At 43.9% G+C, this 25,182-nt stretch carries 19 protein-coding genes; 8 read left to right on the plus strand and 11 right to left on the minus strand.

Annotation, left to right across the window (positions count from 1 at the left end):
• Positions 1 to 60 precede the first annotated feature (60 nt).
• The 3 genes from C6N34_RS00550 (at position 61) to C6N34_RS00560 (ending at position 12,073) form a co-directional block, all read left to right on the plus strand.
• A complete protein-coding gene (locus tag C6N34_RS00550; RefSeq protein ID WP_220272391.1) occupies positions 61 to 6,657 on the plus strand; it encodes an ExeM/NucH family extracellular endonuclease in 6,597 nt (2,198 codons plus the stop codon).
• 623 nt (positions 6,658 to 7,280) lie between these two features.
• A complete protein-coding gene (locus C6N34_RS00555; protein WP_236107273.1) occupies positions 7,281 to 9,581 on the plus strand; it encodes a calcium-binding protein in 2,301 nt (766 codons plus the stop codon).
• 107 nt (positions 9,582 to 9,688) lie between these two features.
• The gene (locus C6N34_RS00560; protein WP_115538976.1) at positions 9,689 to 12,073 is read left to right on the plus strand and encodes a metallophosphoesterase; all 2,385 of its coding nucleotides are present in this window, start codon (positions 9,689 to 9,691) and stop codon (positions 12,071 to 12,073) included.
• A gap of 83 nt (positions 12,074 to 12,156) precedes the next feature.
• Here the strand turns inward: C6N34_RS00560 and C6N34_RS00565 are convergent, their stop codons facing one another.
• The gene (locus C6N34_RS00565; protein WP_082604675.1) at positions 12,157 to 12,933 is read right to left on the minus strand and encodes a tetratricopeptide repeat protein; all 777 of its coding nucleotides are present in this window, start codon (positions 12,931 to 12,933) and stop codon (positions 12,157 to 12,159) included.
• A 347-nt stretch (positions 12,934 to 13,280) separates the two neighbouring features.
• On the opposite strand from C6N34_RS00565, the gene C6N34_RS00570 reads away from it, so the two are divergent.
• The 3 genes from C6N34_RS00570 (at position 13,281) to C6N34_RS00580 (ending at position 16,696) form a co-directional block, all read left to right on the plus strand.
• On the plus strand, positions 13,281 to 14,240 hold the full coding sequence (locus C6N34_RS00570) for a protochlorophyllide reductase (protein ID WP_057178094.1): 960 nt from the start codon (positions 13,281 to 13,283) through the stop codon (positions 14,238 to 14,240).
• A gap of 82 nt (positions 14,241 to 14,322) precedes the next feature.
• Positions 14,323 to 15,711 carry a pentapeptide repeat-containing protein gene (locus C6N34_RS00575; protein ID WP_057178089.1) on the plus strand — a complete coding sequence of 463 codons (1,389 nt, stop codon included), beginning with the start codon at positions 14,323 to 14,325 and terminating at the stop codon, positions 15,709 to 15,711.
• Positions 15,712 to 15,748: 37 nt separating this feature from the next.
• Positions 15,749 to 16,696: a zinc-binding dehydrogenase gene (locus C6N34_RS00580; protein WP_115538977.1), complete on the plus strand. Its 948-nt coding sequence runs from the start codon at positions 15,749 to 15,751 to the stop codon at positions 16,694 to 16,696.
• Between the two features lie 39 nt (positions 16,697 to 16,735).
• Here the strand turns inward: C6N34_RS00580 and C6N34_RS00585 are convergent, their stop codons facing one another.
• The 8 genes from C6N34_RS00585 to tyrS form a co-directional block, all read right to left on the minus strand.
• Positions 16,736 to 16,996 carry a hypothetical protein gene (locus C6N34_RS00585; RefSeq protein WP_115538978.1) on the minus strand — a complete coding sequence of 87 codons (261 nt, stop codon included), beginning with the start codon at positions 16,994 to 16,996 and terminating at the stop codon, positions 16,736 to 16,738.
• A complete protein-coding gene (locus C6N34_RS00590) occupies positions 16,989 to 17,315 on the minus strand; it encodes a hypothetical protein (RefSeq protein ID WP_115538979.1) in 327 nt (108 codons plus the stop codon). The genes C6N34_RS00585 and C6N34_RS00590 overlap by 8 nt, the downstream gene beginning before the upstream one ends.
• The gene (locus tag C6N34_RS00595) at positions 17,308 to 17,571 is read right to left on the minus strand and encodes a hypothetical protein (protein WP_115538980.1); all 264 of its coding nucleotides are present in this window, start codon (positions 17,569 to 17,571) and stop codon (positions 17,308 to 17,310) included. Before C6N34_RS00595 ends, C6N34_RS00590 begins: the two co-directional genes overlap by 8 nt.
• Positions 17,564 to 17,848 (minus strand): hypothetical protein, encoded by a 285-nt coding sequence (locus C6N34_RS00600; RefSeq protein WP_115538981.1) that lies wholly within the window; start codon positions 17,846 to 17,848, stop codon positions 17,564 to 17,566. The genes C6N34_RS00595 and C6N34_RS00600 overlap by 8 nt, the downstream gene beginning before the upstream one ends.
• Positions 17,841 to 18,188: a hypothetical protein gene (locus tag C6N34_RS00605; protein WP_115538982.1), complete on the minus strand. Its 348-nt coding sequence runs from the start codon at positions 18,186 to 18,188 to the stop codon at positions 17,841 to 17,843. The genes C6N34_RS00600 and C6N34_RS00605 overlap by 8 nt, the downstream gene beginning before the upstream one ends.
• 81 nt (positions 18,189 to 18,269) lie before the next feature.
• On the minus strand, positions 18,270 to 18,854 hold the full coding sequence (locus C6N34_RS00610) for a hypothetical protein (protein WP_006278484.1): 585 nt from the start codon (positions 18,852 to 18,854) through the stop codon (positions 18,270 to 18,272).
• Positions 18,855 to 18,961: 107 nt separating this feature from the next.
• The gene (gene pyrF / locus C6N34_RS00615; protein ID WP_057178069.1) at positions 18,962 to 19,693 is read right to left on the minus strand and encodes an orotidine-5'-phosphate decarboxylase; all 732 of its coding nucleotides are present in this window, start codon (positions 19,691 to 19,693) and stop codon (positions 18,962 to 18,964) included.
• A 33-nt stretch (positions 19,694 to 19,726) separates the two neighbouring features.
• Positions 19,727 to 20,923 (minus strand): tyrosine--tRNA ligase, encoded by a 1,197-nt coding sequence (gene tyrS, locus C6N34_RS00620; RefSeq protein WP_006278486.1) that lies wholly within the window; start codon positions 20,921 to 20,923, stop codon positions 19,727 to 19,729.
• Between the two features lie 108 nt (positions 20,924 to 21,031).
• On the opposite strand from tyrS, the gene C6N34_RS00625 reads away from it, so the two are divergent.
• A complete protein-coding gene (locus tag C6N34_RS00625; RefSeq protein ID WP_006278487.1) occupies positions 21,032 to 22,954 on the plus strand; it encodes a transglycosylase domain-containing protein in 1,923 nt (640 codons plus the stop codon).
• Positions 22,955 to 22,978: 24 nt separating this feature from the next.
• Here C6N34_RS00625 and C6N34_RS00630 read toward each other — a convergent pair whose 3' ends face one another.
• Positions 22,979 to 23,302, minus strand: a complete 324-nt coding sequence (locus tag C6N34_RS00630) for a DUF1825 family protein (RefSeq protein ID WP_057178067.1) — start codon at positions 23,300 to 23,302, stop codon at positions 22,979 to 22,981.
• A 120-nt stretch (positions 23,303 to 23,422) separates the two neighbouring features.
• Positions 23,423 to 23,830, minus strand: coding sequence for a universal stress protein (locus C6N34_RS00635; RefSeq protein WP_006278489.1), 408 nt, complete (start codon positions 23,828 to 23,830; stop codon positions 23,423 to 23,425).
• A gap of 88 nt (positions 23,831 to 23,918) precedes the next feature.
• On the opposite strand from C6N34_RS00635, the gene C6N34_RS00640 reads away from it, so the two are divergent.
• The gene (locus C6N34_RS00640; protein ID WP_057178066.1) at positions 23,919 to 25,121 is read left to right on the plus strand and encodes a phosphoglycerate kinase; all 1,203 of its coding nucleotides are present in this window, start codon (positions 23,919 to 23,921) and stop codon (positions 25,119 to 25,121) included.
• Positions 25,122 to 25,182: the final 61 nt, after the last annotated feature.

Raw genomic sequence — 25,182 nt, forward strand, 5'->3', positions numbered from 1 at the left:
TCTTTGTGGTCACCACAAAGACACAAGGAATCCTCTAGTTCACTTCAGAGACACACCACAATGAGTAACACTTATCATAATTTAGCAACGGGTGCTTTTACACAAAACTGGACAGATACCACAGGAATTACAATAAATAATGACTGGAGTAACATTACTAGTATTATTGGTTATAGGGGTGATGATTTAACCAGTGCTACTGGAGTTGATCCGCAAACTGTAATTGCCGATGGTACTGGGGTTATTAATGTCATTGCTAACCAGTCCAACCCTAATACAGTTACTACTGGAGGGGTAGCTGAGTTTGAAATTAGTGATCCTGTGGTTTCCCTGCAGGGTTCCGGTACAGCGGATGCTCCTTTTTTATTAATTCACCTAAATACTCTGGGTGTTACCAATATCAATATCTCCTATAACCTGCGTGATATTGATGGCTCGACGGACAATGCAGTGCAGGCGGTGGCTTTGCAATATCGCATTGGAACAACGGGTAATTTCACGAATATTCCTAGCGGTTATGTTGCTGATGCCAGTTCTGGTCCTAGCTTCGCAAATTTGGTGACACCTGTTAGCGCTATTTTGCCCACAGAAGCAGAAAACCAAGCTCAATTACAGGTAAGGATTATCACCACAAATGCTCTAGGCAACGATGAATGGATTGGTATTGATAATATAAATATTGTGGGCACGCCACAAACTGCTTCGGCATCGGGAATAACCCTTACCCAGTCGGGCAACTCTACCGATCTAGCTGAAGGTGGTGGGACTGATACTTACTCTGTGGTGCTGAATAGTCAACCCACCGCGAATGTGACAATCGCCATTAATGCAGGTCCACAACTCACTACTAATATTACCAGTCTCACGTTTACGCCACAAGACTGGAATGTTGCCCAAATTGTCACAGTAGCAGCGATTAATGATGCTACCTTTGAGGGTAATCACACGGGTACATTGACCCATGCGGTAACAAGTGCGGATACTAATTACAATAGTTTATCTGTTGCCAATGTTACTGCTAATATTACTGATAATGAGGCAGAAACCGCGCCTACGATTCAGATTCGCATTACTGAATATATGTATTCAGGGGCAAATGGTGAATTTGTTGAATTAACCAATATTGGCAATACAACGGTCGACCTTACGGACTGGAGCTATGACGACAATTCGCGAATTCCCGGTTCCTTCTCATTAAGCGGTTTTGGCACTGTCCAGGCTGGGGAATCGGTAATCTTTACGGAAGCAACTAATACCAGTGACTTCCGCACGGCTTGGGGATTAGCGCCGTCGGTAAAAGTGATTGCAGGTTCCAATCAAGGGTTGGGGCGTGCTGATGAGATCAATATCTACAATCAGAATAATCAACGGGTTGATCGCCTGACCTATGACGATGGCACGATCAGTGGTTCTGTCCGCACCCAAAATGTCAGCGCTTGGACAGGTGTAACAAATTTGGGGCTGAATGATGCGACCAAGTGGCAACTCTCTACTGTCGCTGATGCTCAAGGTTCGGTGACATCCACAGGCGGAGATATTGGTAATCCTGGACGCTATGCAATCGGCACTGTGCCAAGCATCGTCTTGACCCAAACCGGTGGCAACACTAGCATTATGGAAGGTGGCGCAACTGATACCTATACTCTCGCCCTAACTACCACCCCAACTGCTCCGGTAAATATCAATGTTACCGTCACCGATGGGCAGACTTTGGTTAGTACGGATGGTGTAAATTTTGCAACCACAGCAATTTTTGCTTTAACGGATAGCATTGCTAAAACAATTACGGTGCGAGCTGTTGATGACAGCATTTTTGAATTCAAGCCCCATACTGGTGCGATCGCCCATACAGTGACTAGCAATGATTCTACTTATAACAGTCTTACTATTCCTAACCTCAATATCAGCATTGGGGATAACGATACTGCTCCTAATCTACCCGCAATCAGGATTACGGAATATCAATACGATGGCAATGGCAGTGAATTTTTTGAGTTGACTAATATTGGGAACACGGCCATCGATTTGACAGGATGGAGCTATGACGATGACTCAAGAATTGCTGGTACTGTTTCACTTAGTGACTTTGGCATCCTGCAGGCGGGGGAATCGGTCATTATTACGGAAGCTGGAGCGGAGATTTTTCGTGCTGATTGGGGACTTGCACCAACAGTGAAAATCATCGGTGGCTTAACCGTTAACCTCGGGCGCGAAGATGAAATCAATATCTTCAACAATAATGGAATCCTTGTCGATAGCTTGATCTATGGTGACAGCACCAGATTCCCCGGTACAGGGCGCACCCAAAATGTCAGCGCTTGGACAGCGGCGGCCAATTTGGGCAAGAACGATATTACCCAATGGGCTTTGTCAACGGTTGGCGATGGTCTAAATTCTTATAACTCCCTGAGTGGTGGTACGGGTAACCCCAGTAGTTATAGCAGTGCGTCTGTGCCAAGTCCCGCAATATTAATAGCGCAGTCAGGTGGCAATACTGCCATTACGGAGGGTGTTTCAACTGATACCTACACAGTGGTACTCAGAAGCCAACCCACCGCCAATGTTACGGTTGATGTGGTGGCTAGTTCCCAATTGAATGTAACTAATACTTCCCTCACTTTTACCCCTGCCAATTGGAATGTGGCACAAACGGTGACAGTGACTGGGGTTGACGATAATTTGTTTGAAGATGCACATACGGGTGCAATCAGCCATAGTGCCACTAGTACGGATACGCGCTACAACCGTATTACTATTCCCTCGGTGAATGTGAACATTACTGATAATGATGTGGCGGTGGGCGCAGTTCCTTCAATTACCGAAAATACCACTTCACCTTTGATCAGTTTAGCGACCACGGGGATAGGCGTATTGAGTGGGGTGATTGGTGATCCCACAGACCCCGCGAGTACCTTGGGCATTGACTTTGCGATCGCTGATGCAGATACGTCTTTAAATAATCTTACTGTGACAGTAAGTAGCAGCAATCAAACGGTTGTCACCAATGGCAATTTGGTTTTGAGTGGCACAGACATAACCCGCAACCTCAAGATCACGCCTACGGGTGTGGGCTTTTCCGATATCACCTTGACAGTCAATGATGGCAATAATGTTGTCACTTACAAAATCAATTACGCGGCTTCCCAAGGTTCTGTTAGCCCCAATACTACTCGCTTCCATACAGGCACCAGTGATGCTTCCACAGCGATCGCCATTGACGATCAATATATGTTGGTTGGAGATGACGAAGATCAACGCATTCGCCTCTACGATCGCACTAAATCGGGCGCACCAATTACCAGCTTCGATTTTGGTTCTGTGACGGGATTAACCTCAGAGGTGGATCTGGAAGGTTCGGTGAAAATTGGCAACAGGATTTACTGGATCGGTTCCCATGGTAATAACTCCAGCAATCAAGATGCTCCCAATCGTGAACGCCTGTTTGCCACCACCATCACAGGTACGGGGGTGAATACCACCCTCACCTTTGCGGGATACTATCAATTTTTAGAAGATGACCTCATCGCTTGGGACAATAGCAATGGTCATGGATTGGGGGTAGGCTTCCTTGGACTTGGTGCAAGTGCAGCTTCGGGTGTATCTGTAAGCGTTGTCAATGGTTTCAATATCGAAGGTTTGACCACTTCTCCCGATGGCAATAGCCTATATGTGGCATTCCGCACACCGCTAGAACCCACTGGCGATCGCACCAAAGCCTTAATCGTTCCCGTTACCAACTTGGGCACCATTCTCAATACCAATGGCGGTACTACAGGATCCGCCACCTTTGGCGCACCAATTCAGCTAGACCTGGGCGGACGCGGCATTCGCAGCATTGAACGCAACAGCACAGGGCAGTATGTGATCATTGCAGGAGCTGTGGGCGCATCCACAAATAGCGCTCCCAATGATTTCCGTCTTTACACATGGACAGGCAACCCTACAGACAAACCCCTATTGCGAGCCACGGATCTCACGGCCCTGGATAGCAATGGCAGTTTTGAGGGCATTGTCACCGTTCCTGAGAACCTCACTGGTGATAGCAAGATTCAACTATTGGTGGATAATGGGGACACCTTTTGGTATGGCAACAGCACTGCTTCCAAGAATTTGAACCAAGACAACTGGCAGAAATTCCGCACTGAAGTGGTGACCTTGGGACCGATCAAGATCCACCAAATCCAAGGTAACGCTGTCAGTCAAACTTCCGCCGGTGGCCGCGCTGATATTAGTCCACTCAATGGTCAGACAGTAACAATCGAAGCAATCGTAGTAGGTGACTTCCAGGCTGGTGATACAGACACTAAGCGGAACTTGAACGGCTTTTACGTTCAGGAAGAAGATGCTGATGGAGATGGGAATGTACTTACGTCTGAAGGTATTTTTGTATTTGACGGCTCTAATCCTAGTGTAGCAGTCAGTCGGGGAGACAAGGTTAAAATCACAGGAACGATTAGCGAGTTCTTTGGGGAAACCCAACTTACTCCCACAACAGTTACCATCATCAGTTCTGGCAATACCCTGCCCACAGCGGCAAATATTACCCTACCCACTCCTACCACTAGCCTCAGCCAAGGGGGAACGCCTCAGCCAGATTTGGAAGCCTTTGAAGGGATGTTAGTTAAGTTCACGAACACCCTGACGGTGACGGAGATGTTTAACCTCGATCGCTTTAACGAGATCAAGTTAGCTCAAGGCGATCGCCCCCAACAGTTCACCCAGTTTAATAACCCGGATGTAGCGGGCTATGCAGCACACCGGGTGGAGGTTGGTTCCCGCACCATCACTTATGATGATGGGTTAAGTGTTCAAAATGCTCTGATTGGGAATCTGGATGGCTTTGGTCCTATATTTAACACTGCTAGTAATATCCGCATGGGGGATAGAATTACAGATTTATCTGGTGTTCTTAGCTATCAGTGGGCCGGTAATGCTGCCAGTGGTGCAACCTGGCGGGTAAGATCTACTCAGGATGGTCAGAATAGGTTTACTAAGGTAAATGATCGTCCTGTAACTCCTAAGACAGTGGGTGGTTCTATTAAAGTTACGGGTTTTAATGTCCTTAATTACTTCAAAACAATTGATCTGCCTGGTGTGAATACGGTGATTGGTCAAGATCCTCGTGGTGCGGACAGCATGGATGAGTTTAATCGCCAAACGGACAAACTAGTTACTGCCCTACTAGCTATCAATGCGGATGTTTTAGGTTTAGCGGAACTGGAAAATGACTTTTTGGCGGGTTCTAGTGGGAATGGGATTGAGTACCTCACAAATCAGCTTAATGCAAAAGCTGGCGCTGGAACCTATGCCTGGGTGAATCCAGGAACTCAGTTTGTGGGCAGTGATGCGATCGCGGTGGGACTGATCTACAAACCTATGGCGGTGAGTCTGTTAGGGGATGTAGCTATTCTGAATAGTTCTGAATTTATGGATCCTAACAACACAGGGCAGGATCGTAACCGTCCTGCAGTAGCACAAACCTTCCAAGATTTAGCAACTAACGAAAAATTTACGGTAGTAGTAAATCACCTAAAGTCTAAAGGCGCTTCTGAACTAACAGACATCAACTCTCCAGACTACGATCAAAACGATGGTCAGGGCTTCTGGAACAATACCCGGACTAAAGCAATCCAGGCGCTAGTGGACTGGCTCAACACCAATCCTACCAAGGTGAATGACTCAGATTATCTGCTCCTTGGTGACTTTAACGCCTATGCTCAGGAAGATCCGGTGAAAGTGCTAAAAAATGCTGGCTATATCGACCTGGCCTCCGCATTTCATCAAGGGACTACCGCATCCTACGTGTTTGATGGTCAAACCGGTACTCTGGACTATGCCTTTGCCAGTGCAAGCCTAGCACAGCAGGTAACAGGAGCAACAGAGTGGGCGATCAACAGTGATGAGGCCGATGGGATAGACTATAACCTTGACTTCGGAAGAGATGCTGCTATTTTTGATGGTACCACCCCTTACCGATCCTCCGATCATGACCCGGTTATTGTGGGACTTAATCTGGTCTCCTCTGTTAACGAACCTCCTCTAATTATCAGTGGAACCTCTGGCCCAGACAATTTAAAAGCAGGAGTGAACTTTGCTGGTGTAAACCAAATCATATTTACTGGAGCAGGTTCTGATATGGTAGATATTCCCATTGGCGGAGCCAAGCCCAGTCTAGGTTCCAATAGCATCTTCACTGGCAGTGGTGCAGATACAATCTCTGTGGCTGATGGAGATCGGGCCTTTGGTGGTAGTGGGCATGACCAGTTTGATGCCACAGAAGCCACTGGCTACCGGATCTCTGGTGGTGTGGGGAATGACATCTTCTCCCTCGGTGTTAATGGTCGTGCCATCGGTGGTGATGGTGATGACCGGTTCTTCGTGGGTGAAGGTGGAGGTAATATAATCTCCGGTGGTGCTGGTGCGGATCAGTTTTGGATTCTCACTGATGACCCTACCAAATTAAAAGCATCTAACACGATTGTTGACTACACCATCGGTACGGATGTAATAGGCATTGCCAACCAGGTGGCCGACTCTGTGGATGATCTAACCTTGAGTGGTAGTAATATCAGCGTAAATGGTGTGTTAATTGCCACCCTCAACGGGGTGAACGCTGCAAGTGCAACCTTCGTTTTTGGCAGTCCCTTGGCCAGCTAGTAGAGATTAAATTGGCCTGAGCTTTTGTGTTTTTGTGGTGAATTTATACCACAAAGACACAGATTATTGAAGAAATACTTTAACTTAACCCTAACCATACCTTAAACAAATTATCTGTATTTATCCTGTAGAGTTACCAAAGAAGTTTTACCCTCTCAGGAATATCTTTAACTAGATCCTGGGAAAACTGAGATTTCACCGTAGATTCACAGCAAATAAGGAAAGATATGGCAACTGATATAACAAAAATTCTCATTGGCGAAACCACGGCCCTAATTCCCCAGGCCGGCGCCTCCACTGCACCTGAACATTTACTCGATGGTGGTAGCGGTGATACTGACTTCCCTTATGGAAAGTTCAAAGCGATGGCAACCGTGGGTGAAATTGATCCCAAAACCGGGCATGTATTAACAGGTTGGCCCGATGGTCAAGCAGCCTGGCTACTGGATGAAGACACTATCCGCGTTGCCTACCAGTCTGAGTCGTACGCCACCTTCGTCAAAGAAACCTATGGGTGGAAAATGGATAGTGGTGTGAGCTTTACCGGTTCCCACGTCCACGTCATCGACTACAATCGGGCTGCTTTTGCTGACTTCCTCAACAACAACAGTCCCGCCAGCAAGATGTTTGAAGGAGCAGGACATCTATTTAATACCGTATATAACGTTTTTGGTGAAATTGTAGATGGCAAGAATGCTGATCCTAAAGATTTGAGTGCAAAGTGGGGCAACCAAACGGGGGCAGATGGAACCCTTTACGAGTTTGACGAAAGATATCGCCTAACTCAAGGTGACTGGTTCTTCCACTCCTTCTGCGGTGCTTATTACGAGGAAGCGAACAAGTATGGTAACGGTATTGGCTTTGCCGATGATGTGTGGCTGATGGGTGAAGAGTGGAACATTGGTCAGATGTATAGCAGTCGTGGTGGAGATAAATTCTTCACTGACAACACCATGGGTTTGGCTTCCATGGTAGTGGATATTGCCAATAAAACTGCTTACACTGTCCCAGTTTTAGGACAGTCTGGCTACGAGAAAATACTGCCCATCAACTCCGGTCATAAGGACTATGTTGTTCTGGTTATGTCCGGTTATAACCTGGAGGTTGAACCCGCGCCTCTGAAGATCTATATTGGCAAGAAGAATGTGGATGCGGCGGGCAAGGCGATGAATTACAACACAGCTTCTGCTCGCGACGCCTTTCTGGGTCGCAATGGTTTACTCTTCGGTCAGCTCTATGGTATGGCTGCCACCAATGATACCTATGCAGACCTGGGCATTGCCAACGTAGACGCGGATACTGAAATGCTGAATGCCTACACCGCTGATGCAGATGCTCCTGATACTTTCAAAGTGCGTTACTACCCCACGAAATATCGCTGGGATGGCTTCGACACCCCTGAAAATGCTGGTAAAACAGAGGTCTACCGGTGGCTGCAAGATGGTGACACTGTAGGTGGTGTGAAGGAAGCAAATGAGCAACCAGAAGGTTATACCTTCTTCAATGGTGACAGCAAAGTTGAGCACCCAGCAGTAGATCCAGATATCACCCAGTCTCGCTACGTGATCAACCTAACGGATGCCCGTTCTATTTTGGGTATTGACTTTAACAACATCGTTACTGATCTGACCAACGATGCTGACGGTAACGGCTTACCGGATTACCTGTCCGCAGATGTAACTCGAGTCCTGGCAGGTGTGGATGGTGCTCTCGTCTTAGAAACCAATGGTAAAGGGGCAGCTCCTACGGGTCCAAACAACCCCGCTAGCTCTTTAACCCATGCAATTCATGTGGAACAGGGCAAGGCCTACGCAGATCAACCTGATGGTCTCCAGTGGGTCAAAACTTCTGATGGTGACTACCTCATCCTAGATGAAGATTCGGGTAACGATTACGGCGAGCGGAAGTACGTTCTGCCCATTGATTCCGAGACGTTACAATTGACAGATCCTGGTACAGGTTACTTCCTGGCTTCCGCTGGCGGTTCTCTTAACCCCCGTGCTAAGGACAAGGTTGCTGCCATCCCTGGCACCTTCTCAAGAGCTACAGGCGCTGAGTTTTCCGGTACTTGGAATGTCACCCACTTAGTAGCCAAGAAGGAAGACGGCAGTTTCTACACCCAGGAAGAACTTGATGGAACTGGTGCTCAAAGAATCATTGGTAGTTTGCCATTGGAAGAGCAGACCTTTATCGGTGTGGTGCAGCAAGGTGGGGAATCGGGCGGCATTCTGGCAGAACGCAAAGCAGACCAAGGTGGTCAAATTTTCATGTTCAACATTACGGAACCCCTTGAGTTCGTCAAGCCCCTGATTACTGGCACTCCCAATGCTGACACAATCCAAGCTGGGGTTGGGGAATTTACCGGAGTCAATAGTCTGGTGTTTACAGGTGCTGGCAAGGATGAAGTGGATATCCCCATAGGGGGAGCTAAACTCTACCTAGGTTCCAATAGCATTTTCACTGGCAGTGGTGCGGATACAATCTCTGTGGCTGATGAAGACCGGGCCTTTGGTGGTAGTGGGGATGACGAGTTTGATGCTACAGAAGCCACTGGCTACCGGATCTCTGGTGGTGTGGGGAATGACATCTTCTACCTCGGTGTTAATGGTCGTGCCATCGGTGGTGATGGTGATGACCGGTTCTTCGTGGGTGAAGGTGGAGGTAATATAATCTCCGGTGGTGCTGGTGCGGATCAGTTTTGGATTCTCACTGATGACCCTACCAAATTAAAAGCATCTAACACGATTGTTGACTACACCATCGGTACGGATGTAATAGGCATTGCCAACCAGGTGGCCGACTCCGTGGATGACCTGACCTTGAGTGGTAGTAATATCAGCTTAAATGGTGTGTTAATTGCTACCCTTAACGGGGTGAATGCTGCAAGTGCAACCTTCGTTTTTGGCAATCCTTTGGCCAGCTAGTAGGGATTAAATTGGTCTAAGCTTTTGTGTCTTTGTGGTGAATTTATACCATGGAGACACAGATTACTTGTGAAATACTTTAACTTAATTAACCTATTCTTAAATTCATGAGCAAATTTCGCGTTAATCCCTATCTGCAAAATCCCTCTTCCAATGGGGTTTCTGTCACTTGGTTTACTACAGAAGATGTGGACGGTACTCTTACAGTGACTGGCCCAGGTTTGACCAGTCCTTTAGTGTTAACCAGTAATCCCACCTTTGAACCCGTACTCGCCTACACCACTGCGGAGCAAAATCAGACCATCACGGGGTTGGCAAATAGTTGGTTAATCGACAACAATAATTACAAGCACAGAATAAATTTAGACGGATTAGATTCAAATCAGACTTATAGTTACACCGTCGCCCAAGGGGGTGCTACCTTTACTTCTACCTTTAAAACTGCTCCCCTTGCTACAGAATGGTCTAGTATTCGCTTCATTGCCATGTCCGACAGTGAAACAGAACCCCGTGGGCGAATCACCTATCGGGAGTGGCAACCAGGTTTATTGGCGGAGGGTTCTGAGCGTCCTAGCTTAACGGGTAGTCAGTGGGCTACCACCTTTGGCACCTCTGGTTCTGGCGCTGCCCAAACCTTGCGCTATGCGCTGACGGAAACTAAGGGGTATCAAGAGAACTTGAATATTGTCAACAGTAGAAACCCGGACTTTTTACTCATGCCTGGAGACCTGGTACAAGGGGGTGGCTACCAACCAGGTTGGGATGAATTTTTCCGTCACAACGCCGGGGAGTTTGATAGTGGGCTGTCTAAGTACGCCATTTTACCCGCCCTGGGGAACTGGGAAAATTTTGGCGCTCTCAACGGGGGGTATGGTACGGATGCTGATGGCCGTTTTGGACCAAAGTTTGGGCGAGATAAGTACCATGTTTACTTTGATAGTCCGGAAAATGGAACTCCAACTCACCGGGACAACTACTACCGGGTAGACTATGGTCCTGTGACTATCCTCACTCTAGATAGCTCTAATGGGGAACCGGATGATCGCCGCAGTAACTATGGTGGTTCGGGTCAGCCACCTAAGGTCACTGGTACTACTTTTACTGATCCGGGAAAAGACACCCAGGATAATTATACCCGTCAACAGTACGAAAGCTTTGGCGGTACTGATCTGGCAGACTTTAACCCCGGTAGTACTCAGTGGAACTGGGTAGAGGCCCAACTTCAAGATGCGCGCGCTAATGGTCAAATCATTTTTGTACAGTTTCACCATGTTCCCTATAGTAGTGGCGAGCATGGACAACCTATGAATCATGACTTATCCACTGGTCAGGGCGGTACACCTCTACGCCAATATCAAGGAATGTTTGAAACCTATGGTGTTGCTGCTGTTCTCTCTGGTCATAGTGAGATGTTTGAGCGTAGTTTTGTCGATCAAAATGCAGATGGCACTGGGGTCACTTACTACGATGTTGGTGTGTCCGGTGATGGATTACGGGGTGAAAAGCGCACGGGATCTGGGGTGAGTACTCCTTTGCTTAGTTATAATGAGTACAGTCAGTGGACTGCCGATCAAAGTGAAGCGGAGGTTTGGAAAGTGATTGATGGTGTGCCTCAACTCGTGGACGGAGGCAAACATTATGGTCATTTGGAGGTAAATATTGAACCTTTCACTCCTATAGCAGGAATCACTGCCAAAATTGAGTTTACGCCGGTCTACAGTTTCCCCATTCTGGATGCAACCTATAACCTTGTGGCAACTGAGCGCCGCGTTTATGATGATCCGGTGGTTATGCTGGTCACGGATGAAGGATCGGTGATTAATATTCCTTTAACTCCTGAGGCTACTGTGGCGGTCTTAGAAGCTAAGCTAGTCACTACTACACCAGGATCTGATATGGTCATTGCTAATGCCCCCAATAGTCAGGCAGATGGTATCAATGACCTGATCTTGACCGGAGCTGGAAATGATGAGGTGGATACTACTTTGTCTTTGCCCCTAACTCTGAAGGGACAAAATCGTATTTTTACGGGGAGTGGTAGTGATATAATAACGGTAAATGATCAGGATCGGGGTTTTGGCGGCAGTGGTAATGATGTATTTTATGCCACAGATGCCAGTGGCTACCGGATCTCTGGTGGTGTGGGTAATGATATCTTCTACCTCGGTGTTAATGGTCGTGCCATCGGTGGTGAAGGTGATGACCGGTTCTTCGTGGGTGAAGGTGGAGGTAATATAATCTCTGGTGGTGCTGGTGCGGATCAGTTTTGGATTCTCACTGATGACCCTACCAAGTTAAAAGCATCTAACACGATTGTTGACTACACCATCGGTACGGATGTAATAGGCATTACTAACCAGGTTGCCAACTCTAAGGGTGACCTCACCTTCAGTGGTAGTGATATCAGCCTAAATGGTGTGTTAATTGCTACTCTTAACGGAGTGAATGCTGCAGGTGCAACCTTCGTTTTTGCCAATCCTTTGGCCAGCTAGTAAAGATTACCGAAAAAGTGATTTTTACAACCCCCGATAAATCGGGGGTCTTTTGCTGAAATTAAGTTAATTGAAAATGGTGTTTATTTCAGTAAATTTTGAAATTCCCTGTTATACTTAACTTGAATAAAGTCATTATCTGCTTTTGCTAGTTCAGTATATTTTTGACGTTCCATCTTAATAGCTTTGGCTAAAGACTTCACAGCTAAGTCTGTCTGCTTCTGTAAGGCATAATTACAAGCCTTATTATAATATGCGGCGGCGAAATTCGGATTGATGCTAATTGCTTGATTATAGGATGCCAAACCTTCCTGGTAGCGTCTTAGTTTTGTCAGGGCAATTCCCTTGTTTATCCATGCCTCAAATTTATTTGGCTCAATCACTATAGACTCGTTATATGACCTTATTGCCTCTTCGTAACGACCTAATGCTGATAGGGCATTTCCTCGATTATACCAGGCTTCATTTTTGTTAGGGCGGAGGGCGATCGCCTGATTATAAGATCTCAATGCTTCTTCGTATTGTTTTAGCGATAATAGAGCATTTCCCCTATTTACCCATGATGGTACACTATCCTTTTGAATTTCAATTACCCGGTTATAGAGCTGAAGTGCTTCTTCGTAGCGTCCCCTATCTAAGAAACCATTGCCCTGACTCAATAGATTTGAGACTTTTTGACTATCCTGAACCTGGGCCATTAGCCGTGCTACGTTATTTTCCTGAACAATTTGTTTTGTATATTCCGTAGAAGATTGGGCTGCATCAGCACAGCTGCTTACTAGGAAACCAATCAACCCAGATGTAATCAAGCGTCGAAAAATAAACATACTACAACTACGCAAAATATCATCTCCTAGCATAATTTTATGATTGTTTAATCAGCCAATGAGGTATCTAAATCAACCATAATAGGACTAATTATCTTTTATTTTCCCCGTTGAAAAATAAAGATTTCAACAACTCTAGTAAAAAAAGACTAAGAATACACTAAAAACAATATCATTTTTAGTGTATTTAGTCAAGGATTTTACAGGAATGATCGGAAATTATGGTTTGGAAGCTCAGTCCCCATATAGGAAGGCTTTACATTTGAGGCACTTCTTGCTACAATTAAGTGGACTTTAGTGAGAATCGCCTAAAAATCTCCGCTATTGCGGTAGAATGTCACAATAAAAACCAAAATACAGTCAACATTTTAAATATAAACATGGAAAAACCTCATTCAACAGTTATAATTACTGGTGCATCCTCTGGTGTGGGCTTATACTCAGCTAAATCTCTGGCAGCCAGGGGTTGGCATGTGGTTATGGCTTGTCGGGATCTAGAAAAAACCAAAAAAGTGGCCCAAGCAGTAGGAATTGCTCCGGATAGCTATACTATAATAAATTTAGACCTAGCGTCATTGGATAGTGTCAGAAGATTTGTACAAGAGTTCAGATCCACTGGTAAAACTTTGGATGCTTTGGTGTGCAATGCAGCTATTTACATGCCCTTACTAAAAGAGCCTTTGTATAGTCCTGATGGTTATGAGTTGAGTGTGGCCACGAACCATTTGGGTCACTTTCTTCTGTGCAATCTCATGTTAGAGGATCTGAAAAAATCCTCTGCTCCCGAACCAAGGTTAGTAATTTTGGGGACGGTTACCCATAACCCGAACGAGCTAGGAGGTAAAATTCCCCCTCGACCTGATTTGGGGGATTTACAAGGGTTTGCAGCTGGATTTAAAGCTCCCTATTCTATGATTGATGGAAAAAAATTTGAGCCGGTGAAAGCCTATAAAGATAGTAAGGTATGCAATGTCTTGACCATGCGAGAATTGCACCGTCGCTATCATGATTCTACAGGTATTACCTTTAGTTCCCTCTATCCAGGTTGTGTAGCTACCACGGCACTTTTCCGCAATCACTATCCACTATTTCAGAAACTGTTCCCCATTTTTCAAAAATATATTACCGGTGGGTTTGTGACAGAAGAACAAGCTGGTGAAAGAGTGGCACAAGTGGTTGCTGACCCAACCTACAATCAGTCTGGAATCTATTGGAGTTGGGGTAATAGACAAAAGAAAAATCGTCAGTCTTTTGCCCAAAAGGTTTCTAATGAAGCTAGTGATGATGCAAAAGCCGAAAAGATGTGGAATTTGAGTGCTAAGTTGGTTGGAATCGTCTAAGGAGACGGGGGAATGGGGCTATCTACTATTTAGTATCTCCTATATATTTACTATTTAATGTTTTCTGAGGTTTGAGCAAGTAATGAGTGTGGAGTCTAATTCTAATTCAACTTCTAATTTAAGTCCTGATTCTCACAGTTTATCAGGTAACCATTTGCTAGATCATCAATTACACCCAGATGATTTTGATGGTAAAGCGGGTGAAAATACACTGGCTTCAGAACGTTTCTTTGCTCAACAAGCCCTAACTGCTATTTCCTTCTTACAATCCCCGAAATATACCAATTTTCTCAAAAAATCTACCTCTATTTTCTCCCACAACACTACCCTGACCTCCGGTGCTAATTCTCAAGATTTTATCTTTACCCTCCTGGCGATCGCCTTGACTATTATCAGTGCGACTATTAATAATAGTTTTCTGGGTGTTATCAGCACCATATTGAATATTTTCCTATGCTTAAAACTACTTTTACCCTGGTTGAGAGCAATTATTAAAGAGTGGGTTTCTCCACAAGATCAGAAGATTTTTTTAGGTTTTGTCGCCCTTACCTTTGCCATTATTGGCAGCTTAAAATTCTTGGGTTTAGGTAATGTTCTCATCAAGGAAACTCAGAAAATTAATTGGGATACTTTAGGAAGTATAGCAGATTGGTTTGGAGCTTTGGGTCAAATTTTTATAGCTATAATTGCCGTTTATGTGGCCTGGAGACAATATATAATTTCCAAAGATCTAACTATTCAACAAAATCTACTCACAGTTCAGCAAAATATTATTACCCAACAACAAACCATAGATTCCTACTTTCAAGGAATTTCTGACTTAGTCTTAGATGAGGAAGGACTATTAGAAGATTGGCCCCAAGAAAGAGCGATCGCTGAAGGGCGCACCTCTGCAATTCTTAGTAGTGTAGATGCTAGTGGAAAAGCCAAAATACTCAGATTTCTTTCTCGCTCTAAACTCCTCACTCCTTTACAACGTGACCGTCGTCTAGGTAGACCCATTCTTGATGGTATGGGTGGTTATGCTGAAGACAGATTATATGGAACCCGGGTTATAGATTTAGGAGTAATGTTAGCGGGTTCTGATTTATCAAATACTGATTTACGCTGGACAGACTTAACGGAAGTGAATTTAGTTCATGCTAACCTAAGTGGTTGCGATTTAGTCAAAGCTAACCTATCTCGTGCTATACTATACGAGGCAAATATTAACCAAGCAGATTTAAATGGTATACGTTTGTTTTATGGGTCAGCAGAGCAAGCTTCACCTCGCAGTCGTACTGAACCTCCTAACTATCAAACAGGGGAGCATACAGGAGCAGTGGTAGAGAACGTGGATTTTACTGATGTACAAAGAATGTCAGAATCAACTCGTTACTATTGTTGTGCTTGGTGTGGAGAGAAATCCAGAACTACCATACCTGGTGGTTGTGAAGGAATACCAAATAAATTGGCAAGAAATGAAATTTGATGTATCTTAATATCTTGAATCTTTTTGATTGATAATTATGAGTGATAGAATGCGTGCTATTGTAGTTGACCCTAATATACCCGGGCGCTTAACAATAAAAGAAGTTCCCGTACCCACACCCACTGCGAATGAAGCTTTGATTAGAGTTGCATCAACTTCATTAAATCGCGGTGAACTCAGACGTGCTAGTACAGCTACTCCTGGTTGGCGTCCTGGTTGGGATTTAGCTGGTACTGTAGAAAAATCCGCTGCTGATGGTTCTGGTCCTGCTGTGGGAACACGGGTAGTAGGTTATGTTCCCAGTGGTGCATGGGGAGAGTTAGTCCCAGTACCCACCCATTCTCTGTCCGAATTACCACACTTTGTATCATTTACTCAAGCTGCTACCCTACCGATAGCAGGTCTAACAGCTTACCATATCATGAAAAAAGGTGGTTTTCTACTGAATAAATCCGTGTTAATTACTGGTGCATCTGGTGGAGTTGGTAACTTTGCCATTCAGCTGGCTCGATTAAGCGGAGCAAAAGTAGTTGCACATCTACGACAATCTAAATATGAATCTGTAGTCAAACAAGCGGGAGCTCGTCACGTGGTCATTGGTGAGGATATTTCATCTGCTCAAGTATACGGACCCTATCACTTGATTGTAGATTCTGTAGGTGGTAATATTCTTGGTCAAGCTCTCAATTTTCTGGACTCTAATGGAACAGCTGTGGTATTTGGAGCTACTGGGGGAAGGGAAGTAACCTTTAACGCAGGCAATCTTTATGCTCTTGGTGGTGCGAGTATATATGGGTTAATAGTATTTCATGAATTGAAACAAGAACCAGCGGCTATAGGGTTAAAATGGTTGTTGGAGCTAGTGGAATCTGCCCAATTACGTCCCCATATTGAGATAGAAGCGTCATGGAACGAAGTTGCCAACATAGCACAAAAGTTGATGGAAAGAAGTTTTCCTGGTAAAGCAGTTTTGCATATTTTATGAGCCCACTTACTGCTAATCTAATATCAATTAGTTGGTTTGTTATCCATCCGTTTGTGGTGGAAGATTTTGCAGAATATCTAAAATGCGGCGGTTTTCAGTTTGTAAACCCCTCACATCCAGTTGTATTTCTCTTACTTCTGATTGTATCTCTCTCATTTCTGTAACCACACTATCAAAGTTACGCTGCAGTACTTCAAAATTACGCTGATGTATAGCCACTGTTTCTAGAAGTGCGCTCACAGCTAATCTAATATCAATCAGTTGGTTTTCTATGTTATCTATCCGTTCTTGATTACTCATAACTTCCCCCGGGTGGAAGATTTTGGAGAATATCTAAAATGCGACGATTTTCAGTTTGCAAACCCCTCACATCCAGTTGTATTTCTCTTACTTCTGATTGCATCTCCCTAATTTCTGATTGCATTTCTCTAGTGTCTGATCGCATTTCTCTAATTTCTAACTGTATCTCTCTCATTTCTGTAACCATACTGTCAAAGTTACGCTGCATTACTTCAAAATTACGCTGATGTATAGCCACTGTTTCTAGAAGTGCGCTCACAGCTAGTCTAATATCAATCAGTTGGTTTTCCATGCTATCCATCCGTTCTTGATTACTCATAATTTCCCCCAGGTGGAAGATTTTGGAGAATATCTAAAATGCGACGATTTTCAGTTTGTAAACCCCTCACATCTAGTTGTATTTCTCTTACTTCTGATTGCATCTCTCTAATTTCTATAACCACACTGTCAAAGTTACGCTGCATTACTTCAAAATTACGCTGATGTATAGCCACTGTTTCTAGAAGTGCGCTCACAGCTAGTCTAATATCAATCAGTTGGTTTTCCATGCTATCCATCCGTTCTTGATTACTCATAATTTCCCCCAGGTGGAAGATTTTGGAGAATATCTAAAATGCGACGATTTTCAGTTTGTAAACCCCTCACATCTAGTTGTATTTCTCTTACTTCTGATTGCATCTCTCTAATTTCTGATTGCATCTCTCTCATTTCTATAACCACACTGTCGAAGTTACGCTGCATCACCTCAAAGTTGCGCTGATGTATAGCCACTGTTTCTAGAAGTGCGCTCACAGCTAATCTAATATCAATCAGTTGGTTTTCCATGCTATCCATCCGTTCTTGATTACTCATAATTTCCCCCAGGTGGAAGATTTTGGAGAATATCTAAAATGCGACGATTTTCAGTTTGTAAACCCCTCACATCTAGTTGTATTTCTCTTACTTCTGATTGCATCTCTCTGATTTCTGATTGCATCTCCCTAATTTCTAACTGGATCTCTCTCATTTCTGATTGCATTTCTCTAATTTCTGATTGCATCTGTCTCATTTCTACAACCACATTGTCAAAGTTACGCTGCATCACCTCAAAGTTGCGCTGATATATAACAGATGTTTCTAGAAGTGCGCTCACAGCTAATCTAATATCAATCAGTTGGTTTTCCATGTTATCTATCCGTTCTTGATTGCTCATAAAAAACTAAAACTAGCTAAATTCTGTTCTTGGTTCAGGATTTTTGGGCGATCGCAAAATATATTAACAATCTAACATTAGTTAACTTCTTAAACTTCCTGCTTGACAGTCTCGTAACCACAATTTAACAGCTTGCGCAATAACTCCATTACTACTATTTCTAGGTGGGGATATAACTGATTTTAATGGATATTCACCTGCTTGGCTAAACATCATTACCAATCGCCAACCTGATGGAGTTTTGGTCACAAATAACCAGTGGAACTGTTGTAACTCTATTGATTTTTCCTTGCTATATTGTCGTTCTAACGTAGTAAAAAATAGCTGTTCCACACCTTTGGATACATAACTGGAATCCGTATTAATATTAGGATTTAAAGGTAAAGATTTAAACTCAGATCTCCCCGCTACCATAACATAGGGATAAAGGTCAACACCTAGACCAAGACGACGAGAACGTTGGGTCACCCGATTGGCATAACTAGGTAAATCAAGCATTAACTGAGTAGTTAAATTTTCCCAACTCTGTTGAGAACAAGAAGTGGTAAATTTGGTTTTGGATGGGTAGTTTATGGGTTCATAAGCAGTATTTTTAGCGTAGGTAGGAGATAAAAAAACAAATAGGCAGTAATAAAAGGAATAAGGTAGGAAAAATAGTCTATTCACAATCACAACACCCAATAATCATAAATCATCAATGGTTAGTGGTTAGTCATTAAGCTCCTCCGGTTTAGAAAACCGGGGATTTCTCAAAAGTTCATAGATGAACTTTCTCAGCTAGTAGATGATAGATTTTGAATTGAACCTAGTTCCTCACATATCTTTGCCCAGGCGCTCAACGGATCAGTAGCAGCAGTGATAGGTCTGCCAATTACTAAATAATCAGCACCAGATTGTAAAGCTTGCACGGGAGACAAAGAACGTTTTTGGTCATCCTTATTGGCCCACACTGGGCGCACTCCAGGACAAACCAACAAAAAATCTGGTCGACAACTTTCCCGCAGTTGTGCTACCTCCTGGGGAGAACAAACTACCCCATCTAAACCAGCATTTTCAGCCAAGAGTGCCATTTGTAATGCGAATTCAGGCAATTCCAAGGGAATTTTTAAGTCAAAAGCTAAATCTCGTGCTGAAATGCTAGTCAACAAGGTAATGGCAATTAATTTTGGTGGTGCTGCACCACTAGCTCCCTGGAACAATGCGTCCATCGCCCCCATAAGACAATCCTTACCACAAGTTGCGTGAATTGTCAACAAATCCACCCCATAAGTACCAGCAACACGACAAGCACTCCCTACTGTGTTAGGAATGTCGTGAAACTTTAAATCTAGGAAAACTCGCTTCTGGCGGGATTTTAAAACATCCAGAATCCTCGGACCAACGCTGGTAAATAATTCTAAACCAACCTTCCAAAAGGACACGTCTGGTAGCAATTCTATTAATGCGATCGCCTGATCTAAAGTTGGCACATCTAAGGGAACAATAATCCGTTCACTGGCAATCATGGACTTTTACTTGTGATTTATGAGGATGGATAACTATGGAACAATACGAACAAAGTTCTTTTTACCTACTTGTAAAACTTTACCAGATAAATCTCCGGGACCAAAAAAGGTCAAATCCACATCGGTAATCTTTTCACTGTCCAAGCGCACACCACCTTCTTGAATTTTTCTTTTACCTTCCCCTGTGCTTTTGCACAAACCAGAAGCCGAGAGAATATGAGCTAATTTGGCAGGGAATTGAGTGATATTAGCCAAAGAAAACTCCGGTAATACGCCTTCCTTCCCCTTACTTTTTGCCGCCTCCTGGGCCTGATTAGCCTGGATTTCACCATGATATTGGCGGACAATTTCCCAAGCTAAGAACTGTTGGCGGTCTCGTGGATTATCTGGCAAGGTGTCTAAAGGTAAATCCGTCAGTAATTCAAAATACTGAGTCAGCAGATGATCCGGAACACCTTGTAGTTTCTGGTACTTTTGGGAGGGATGTTCCGACAACCCCACATAATTGCCCAGGGACTTAGACATTTTTTGAATACCATCAGTTCCAATTAAAATGGGCAATAGTAAACCAAACTGAGGACGTAAACCAAAATGCCGTTGTAAATCCCGACCTACTGCAATGTTAAATTTCTGATCAGTACCGCCCAATTCTACATCAGATTTAATAGCCACCGAATCAAAACCCTGCATCAAAGGATAGAGGAACTCATGAAGAAAAATAGGATTCTCTTTTTTATAACGTTCGGCAAAACCCTCCTTAGCCAACATCTGACCCACTGTCATGGTTGACAGCAACTCTAATATTTTGGCTAAATCCAAACCGGAAAGCCATTGAGAATTATAATGTACCTCTAATCTCCCAGGTGTGTCAAAATCTAAAATTGGTCTTACCTGTTCAAGATAGGTTTGGGCATTTTGTGACACATCCTCTTCTGTCAGTTGACGACGCACATCTGACTTACCTGTTGGGTCGCCAATTCTAGCAGTAAAATCACCAATAATCAAAACCGCAGTATGACCAGCATCTTGAAAGGCCCGCAGTTTTCTAACTGGGATGCTATGACCCAGATGAATATCCGCACCGGTAGGATCAATACCCAATTTAATTCGCAAAGGATGGTCAGCATTTAATAAACGCTTTTCCAAACTTTCAGTTTCACTATCAGTATCATGGGATTGGGGAAAAATTTCCGCCACACCACGATACAACCAGGAGAAATCTTTAGCCATATAAAGTCATTTTCTATTGTGCCAAACTACTATAATTGCAAAAAATTAACCTCTTTTTTCCATTTCATCAATTACATTTAAATTTATTAGTGAGGAAGTAAAATCGCTGTGTCTTCTAGAACTTTTACAAACAAAAACTCCCAAGAGCAGGTTTCGCCTGGCTTTGAATTTTTTAAAGGAGTAGGTCAAGTAGCTGGTGCAACTCTACTATCTGTTACTTTGCTATCCAGCTCTATTATAGCCGGATCCCTGGTGGGACTGGCTATTAGTTTCCGCAATTTACCAGATGTTAGACAGTTACGCAGTTTCTCTCCTACAGAAACCACCTTCATATATGATATTAAAGGTAAGCTTTTAGCCAGTATTCATGGTGAAGCTAACCGTCAAGTTGTCCCCCTAGACAGGATTTCCCCTAATCTTAAACGTGCCGTACTTGCTAGTGAAGATGGTCACTTTTACGGTCACCATGGGATTAATCCCTCCGGTGTGGGAAGGGCCCTGGTAGTTAACTTAGTAGCTGGTGGAGTAAAAGAAGGTGGCTCTACCATCACCATGCAGCTGGTTAAAAACCTGTTTTTGTCCCATAAACGAGCATTTACTCGTAAACTAGCAGAAGCAGTCTTAGCCATTCGTCTAGAACAAATTCTAGAGAAAAATGAAATTTTGGAAATGTACCTCAATCAGGTGTATTGGGGTCACAACAACTATGGTGCCCAAACAGCAGCTCGTACCTATTTTAACAAATCCGCAGAATTTTTAACCTTGGGCGAGTCAGCAATGATGGCTGGCTTAATTCAAGCTCCGGAAGAATTTAGTCCTTTTGTAAGCATGAAAAAGGCTAAACAAAAACAAAGAGAAGTTTTGGGTAGAATGCGTGAACTGGATTGGATTACCTCTAAAGAATATGACCAGGCAATTAATGAGAAAATTACATTAGGTCGAATTAGATCTTTTCAAGGTAGTGCTCTACCCTATATTAGCAACACTGTGGCCCAGGAACTCTCCAGAAGGTTCGGTCGAGATGCACTGCTTAAAGGGGGTATGCGTGTGCAAACTACCGTTGATGCTAAGTTTCAAATCATGGCAGAATCCACTGTAAGTAGATGGCACCAGGATTTACTTGGCAAGGGACTGCGGAAAAACCAAATTGCTTTAGTTGCTATAGATCCACGCACACACTTTGTCAAAGCTTTAGTTGGTGGCGTAGATGCTAAAGCAAGTGAGTTCAATCGTGCAACTCAAGCTCAGAGACAACCTGGGTCTTCTTTTAAACCTTTTGTTTACTATGCCGCCTTTGCTACGGGTAAGTATACACCGGATAGCACCATATTGGATGCTCCTGTGAGTTATCGAGATGGCAATGGTTGGTACTATCCCAGAAACTATGATGGTGGTTTTAGCGGTGCAATGTCTATTCGCACCGCTTTAGCCCAGTCCCGTAACATACCTGTAATTAAACTTGGTAAAAGCATAGGCATGAATAAGGTGGTGGAAACCTGTCGGACTTTGGGTATTATGAGTCCTATGGAGCCAGTAACATCCTTACCTCTTGGTGCAATTGGGGTTACACCACTAGAAATGGCCAGTGCCTACGCTACCTTTGCTAATTATGGATGGCAGTCTCCAGCCACAGTAATAGTACGCATTACTGATAGTAGCGGTAATGTTATATTAGATAATACACCCAAACCTCAGAGAGTTCTGGATTCTTGGGCATCAGCAGCTACCATAGACATTATGCAGTCAGTAGTGACCAGCGGTACAGGTAAAGGAGCAGCATTGGGTAGGCCATCAGCAGGGAAAACAGGAACAACATCCTCAGAAAAAGACATTTGGTATGTGGGTACGGTGCCACAACTGACAACAGCAGTGTGGGTGGGAAGGGATGATAACCTGCAATTATCCAGTGGTGCGACTGGTGGTGGAATGGTTGCCCCTATCTGGCGTGATTTTATGGTGCAAGCCCTAGAAAACGTGCCAGTGGAGAATTTTAAATCACCTTCCCAGTTTCCCCGTCCCAAGTCAAATTAGGAGGAATTGTTAACTATTGACAATCTACACCTGTTTTTCTAGCTCGGTTTTCATGCGCTCCAGAGTCAGATGCATTTGCTCGAACATTTGCTGTGGGGTCACACCAAATTGATTGAGCTGGGTTTTTAGTTGCTCTACTGTCATTTGTGCCATGAAATCCTCTGATAACTCGAACCGCTTCATAAAGACGCGGTAACGGTCCATCATGTTTTCCATTTGTTCAATAAACAGCTTTTTGCCTTCACGGTCAAATTTGCCGTAGTTATTACCAAGCTGAATTAGTGCCTGATAATCTTCAAATAGCTGCTTGGCCTCTTGTTGCACTATCTCAGAGTCAAAGAATCCCATTTTACTTGTATTCAACTGAGCGAATGTATGTGGTAGCTGGAAGTTTTTTCTATCTTAACCTACATTTTAGCCTACAAGAATGGGCTTGATGGAAAGTAAAAATCCAAAATCTACAATTTCCTAGGGGATAACCAGAACTGGACAGGGTGAGAGGTTGATGACCCTTGTGGTCACACTGTCATTGACACCTTCTTGGGTAAGACCTAAACCTCGACAACCCATTACAATCAAATTTGCTCCTACTTCATCTGCTACATCACAAATTGTAAAAGCTGCTTTCCCCTGCTTTTCTAGCACTTCTGGATTAATACCATGGTTAAAAAATAAACTCTGGGCTTCCTGTAAAAGTCCGGCAACCAACTCCGGAGATGCCATTGCTGTGTCATTCGTTTCCTCCAATGATACTTCTTCCACTACTGATAGAATTACTAGGCGGCTATTATACTGTTGGACAATATTAACAACTATGTCCACAGCTTCTCGCGCTTCTCGACTGCCATCAATGGGAAATAGAACAGTTTTAAACATAAATTATCTCCATGCCCCTTAGTCCGGTAAAATCTGGATTGTGATACTTTCAAAACAATAACAAAAACAGAATCAGGAGAGTTTGGCCATGTCAAAAAAAAGTTTAGCAAGTTTATCTGCTGCCGATATTTCTGACAAACGTGCCTTGGTACGAGTTGATTTTAACGTACCCGTGGATGATCAGGGGAATATTACTGATGACACTCGCATTCGGGCCGCCCTCCCTACCATTCAAGATTTAATCAGCAAGGGAGCTAAGGTGATTTTAGCCAGCCACTTTGGTCGCCCCAAGGGTGTGGATGAGAAGTTACGTCTCACTCCCGTTGCCAAACGTCTTTCTGAACTTTTGGGACAAGAGGTGATCAAAACTGATGACTGTATTGGTGATGATGTCACCGCCCAGGTAGCAGCTTTAGAAAAAGGACAAGTGCTATTGCTAGAAAATGTCCGCTTCTATAAAGAAGAGGAAAACAATGATCCAGAATTTGCCCGCCAATTAGCCGCTAATGCTGATTTCTATGTTAATGATGCTTTTGGTACTGCTCACCGGGCCCATGCTTCCACTGAAGGTGTAACTAAGTATTTAAGTCCTTCCGTGGCTGGTTATTTGGTCGAAAAAGAGTTACAATACCTGCAGGGTGCTATTGAAGTTCCTCAACGTCCTTTGGTAGCCATTATTGGTGGGTCTAAGGTTTCTAGTAAAATCGGTGTCATTGAAACCCTGTTAGAAAAGTGCGATAAATTGATTATTGGCGGAGGGATGATTTTTACCTTCTACAAAGCGCGGGGACTAAATGTGGGCAAGTCCTTAGTAGAACAGGACAAATTGGGACTGGCCAGTTCTCTAGAGAAAAAAGCAGCGGAACGTGGTGTGACTTTGTTGTTACCTACGGATATTGTCGCAGCTGATAAATTCGGACCCGATGCTGATGCTGTCACTGTTTCCATTGACCATATCCCCGATGACCGTATGGGTTTAGATATTGGACCTGACTCGGTTAAAGTTTTTCAAGCAGCTCTAGCTGATTGCAAAACCGTTATCTGGAATGGACCTATGGGCGTGTTTGAATTTGACAAGTTTGCTGTCGGTACTGAAGCGATCGCCCAGACTTTAGCAGAAATTAGTAAAACTGGCGCCACAACAATTATTGGTGGTGGTGACTCTGTAGCTGCTGTAGAAAAAGTAGGTTTAGCTGACCAAATGAGCCACATTTCCACTGGTGGCGGTGCTAGTTTAGAATTATTAGAAGGTAAGGTTCTACCCGGTATTGCAGCTTTGGATGAAGCCTAATCATCAGCTTAGCTAACTAATTAGGTTTAAGCTTCCCCGTTTATCCGGGGAAGCTAAATAA

This window comes from Cylindrospermopsis raciborskii Cr2010 (genome assembly GCF_003367075.2).
Lineage (GTDB): Bacteria > Cyanobacteriota > Cyanobacteriia > Cyanobacteriales > Nostocaceae > Raphidiopsis > Raphidiopsis raciborskii.

Bases quoted from the DNA above. Each gene is read 5' to 3' on its own strand.
- C6N34_RS00600 (WP_115538981.1), bottom strand. From the start codon at position 17,848: ATGAGTAATCAAGAACGGATGGATAGCATGGAAAACCAACTGATTGAT.
- tyrS (WP_006278486.1), bottom strand. From the start codon at position 20,923: ATGGCTAAAGATTTCTCCTGGTTGTATCGTGGTGTGGCGGAAATTTTT.
- C6N34_RS00635 (WP_006278489.1), bottom strand. From the start codon at position 23,830: ATGTTTAAAACTGTTCTATTTCCCATTGATGGCAGTCGAGAAGCGCGA.
- C6N34_RS00580 (WP_115538977.1), top strand. From the start codon at position 15,749: ATGAGTGATAGAATGCGTGCTATTGTAGTTGACCCTAATATACCCGGG.
- C6N34_RS00595 (WP_115538980.1), bottom strand. From the start codon at position 17,571: ATGAGTAATCAAGAACGGATGGATAGCATGGAAAACCAACTGATTGAT.
- C6N34_RS00570 (WP_057178094.1), top strand. From the start codon at position 13,281: ATGGAAAAACCTCATTCAACAGTTATAATTACTGGTGCATCCTCTGGT.
- C6N34_RS00630 (WP_057178067.1), bottom strand. From the start codon at position 23,302: ATGGGATTCTTTGACTCTGAGATAGTGCAACAAGAGGCCAAGCAGCTA.
- C6N34_RS00605 (WP_115538982.1), bottom strand. From the start codon at position 18,188: ATGAGCAATCAAGAACGGATAGATAACATGGAAAACCAACTGATTGAT.
- C6N34_RS00575 (WP_057178089.1), top strand. From the start codon at position 14,323: ATGAGTGTGGAGTCTAATTCTAATTCAACTTCTAATTTAAGTCCTGAT.
- pyrF (WP_057178069.1), bottom strand. From the start codon at position 19,693: ATGATTGCCAGTGAACGGATTATTGTTCCCTTAGATGTGCCAACTTTA.
- C6N34_RS00640 (WP_057178066.1), top strand. From the start codon at position 23,919: ATGTCAAAAAAAAGTTTAGCAAGTTTATCTGCTGCCGATATTTCTGAC.
- C6N34_RS00590 (WP_115538979.1), bottom strand. From the start codon at position 17,315: ATGAGTAATCAAGAACGGATGGATAGCATGGAAAACCAACTGATTGAT.
- C6N34_RS00550 (WP_220272391.1), top strand. From the start codon at position 61: ATGAGTAACACTTATCATAATTTAGCAACGGGTGCTTTTACACAAAAC.
- C6N34_RS00560 (WP_115538976.1), top strand. From the start codon at position 9,689: ATGAGCAAATTTCGCGTTAATCCCTATCTGCAAAATCCCTCTTCCAAT.
- C6N34_RS00585 (WP_115538978.1), bottom strand. From the start codon at position 16,996: ATGAGTAATCAAGAACGGATAGATAACATAGAAAACCAACTGATTGAT.
- C6N34_RS00565 (WP_082604675.1), bottom strand. From the start codon at position 12,933: ATGCTAGGAGATGATATTTTGCGTAGTTGTAGTATGTTTATTTTTCGA.
- C6N34_RS00555 (WP_236107273.1), top strand. From the start codon at position 7,281: ATGTTTGAAGGAGCAGGACATCTATTTAATACCGTATATAACGTTTTT.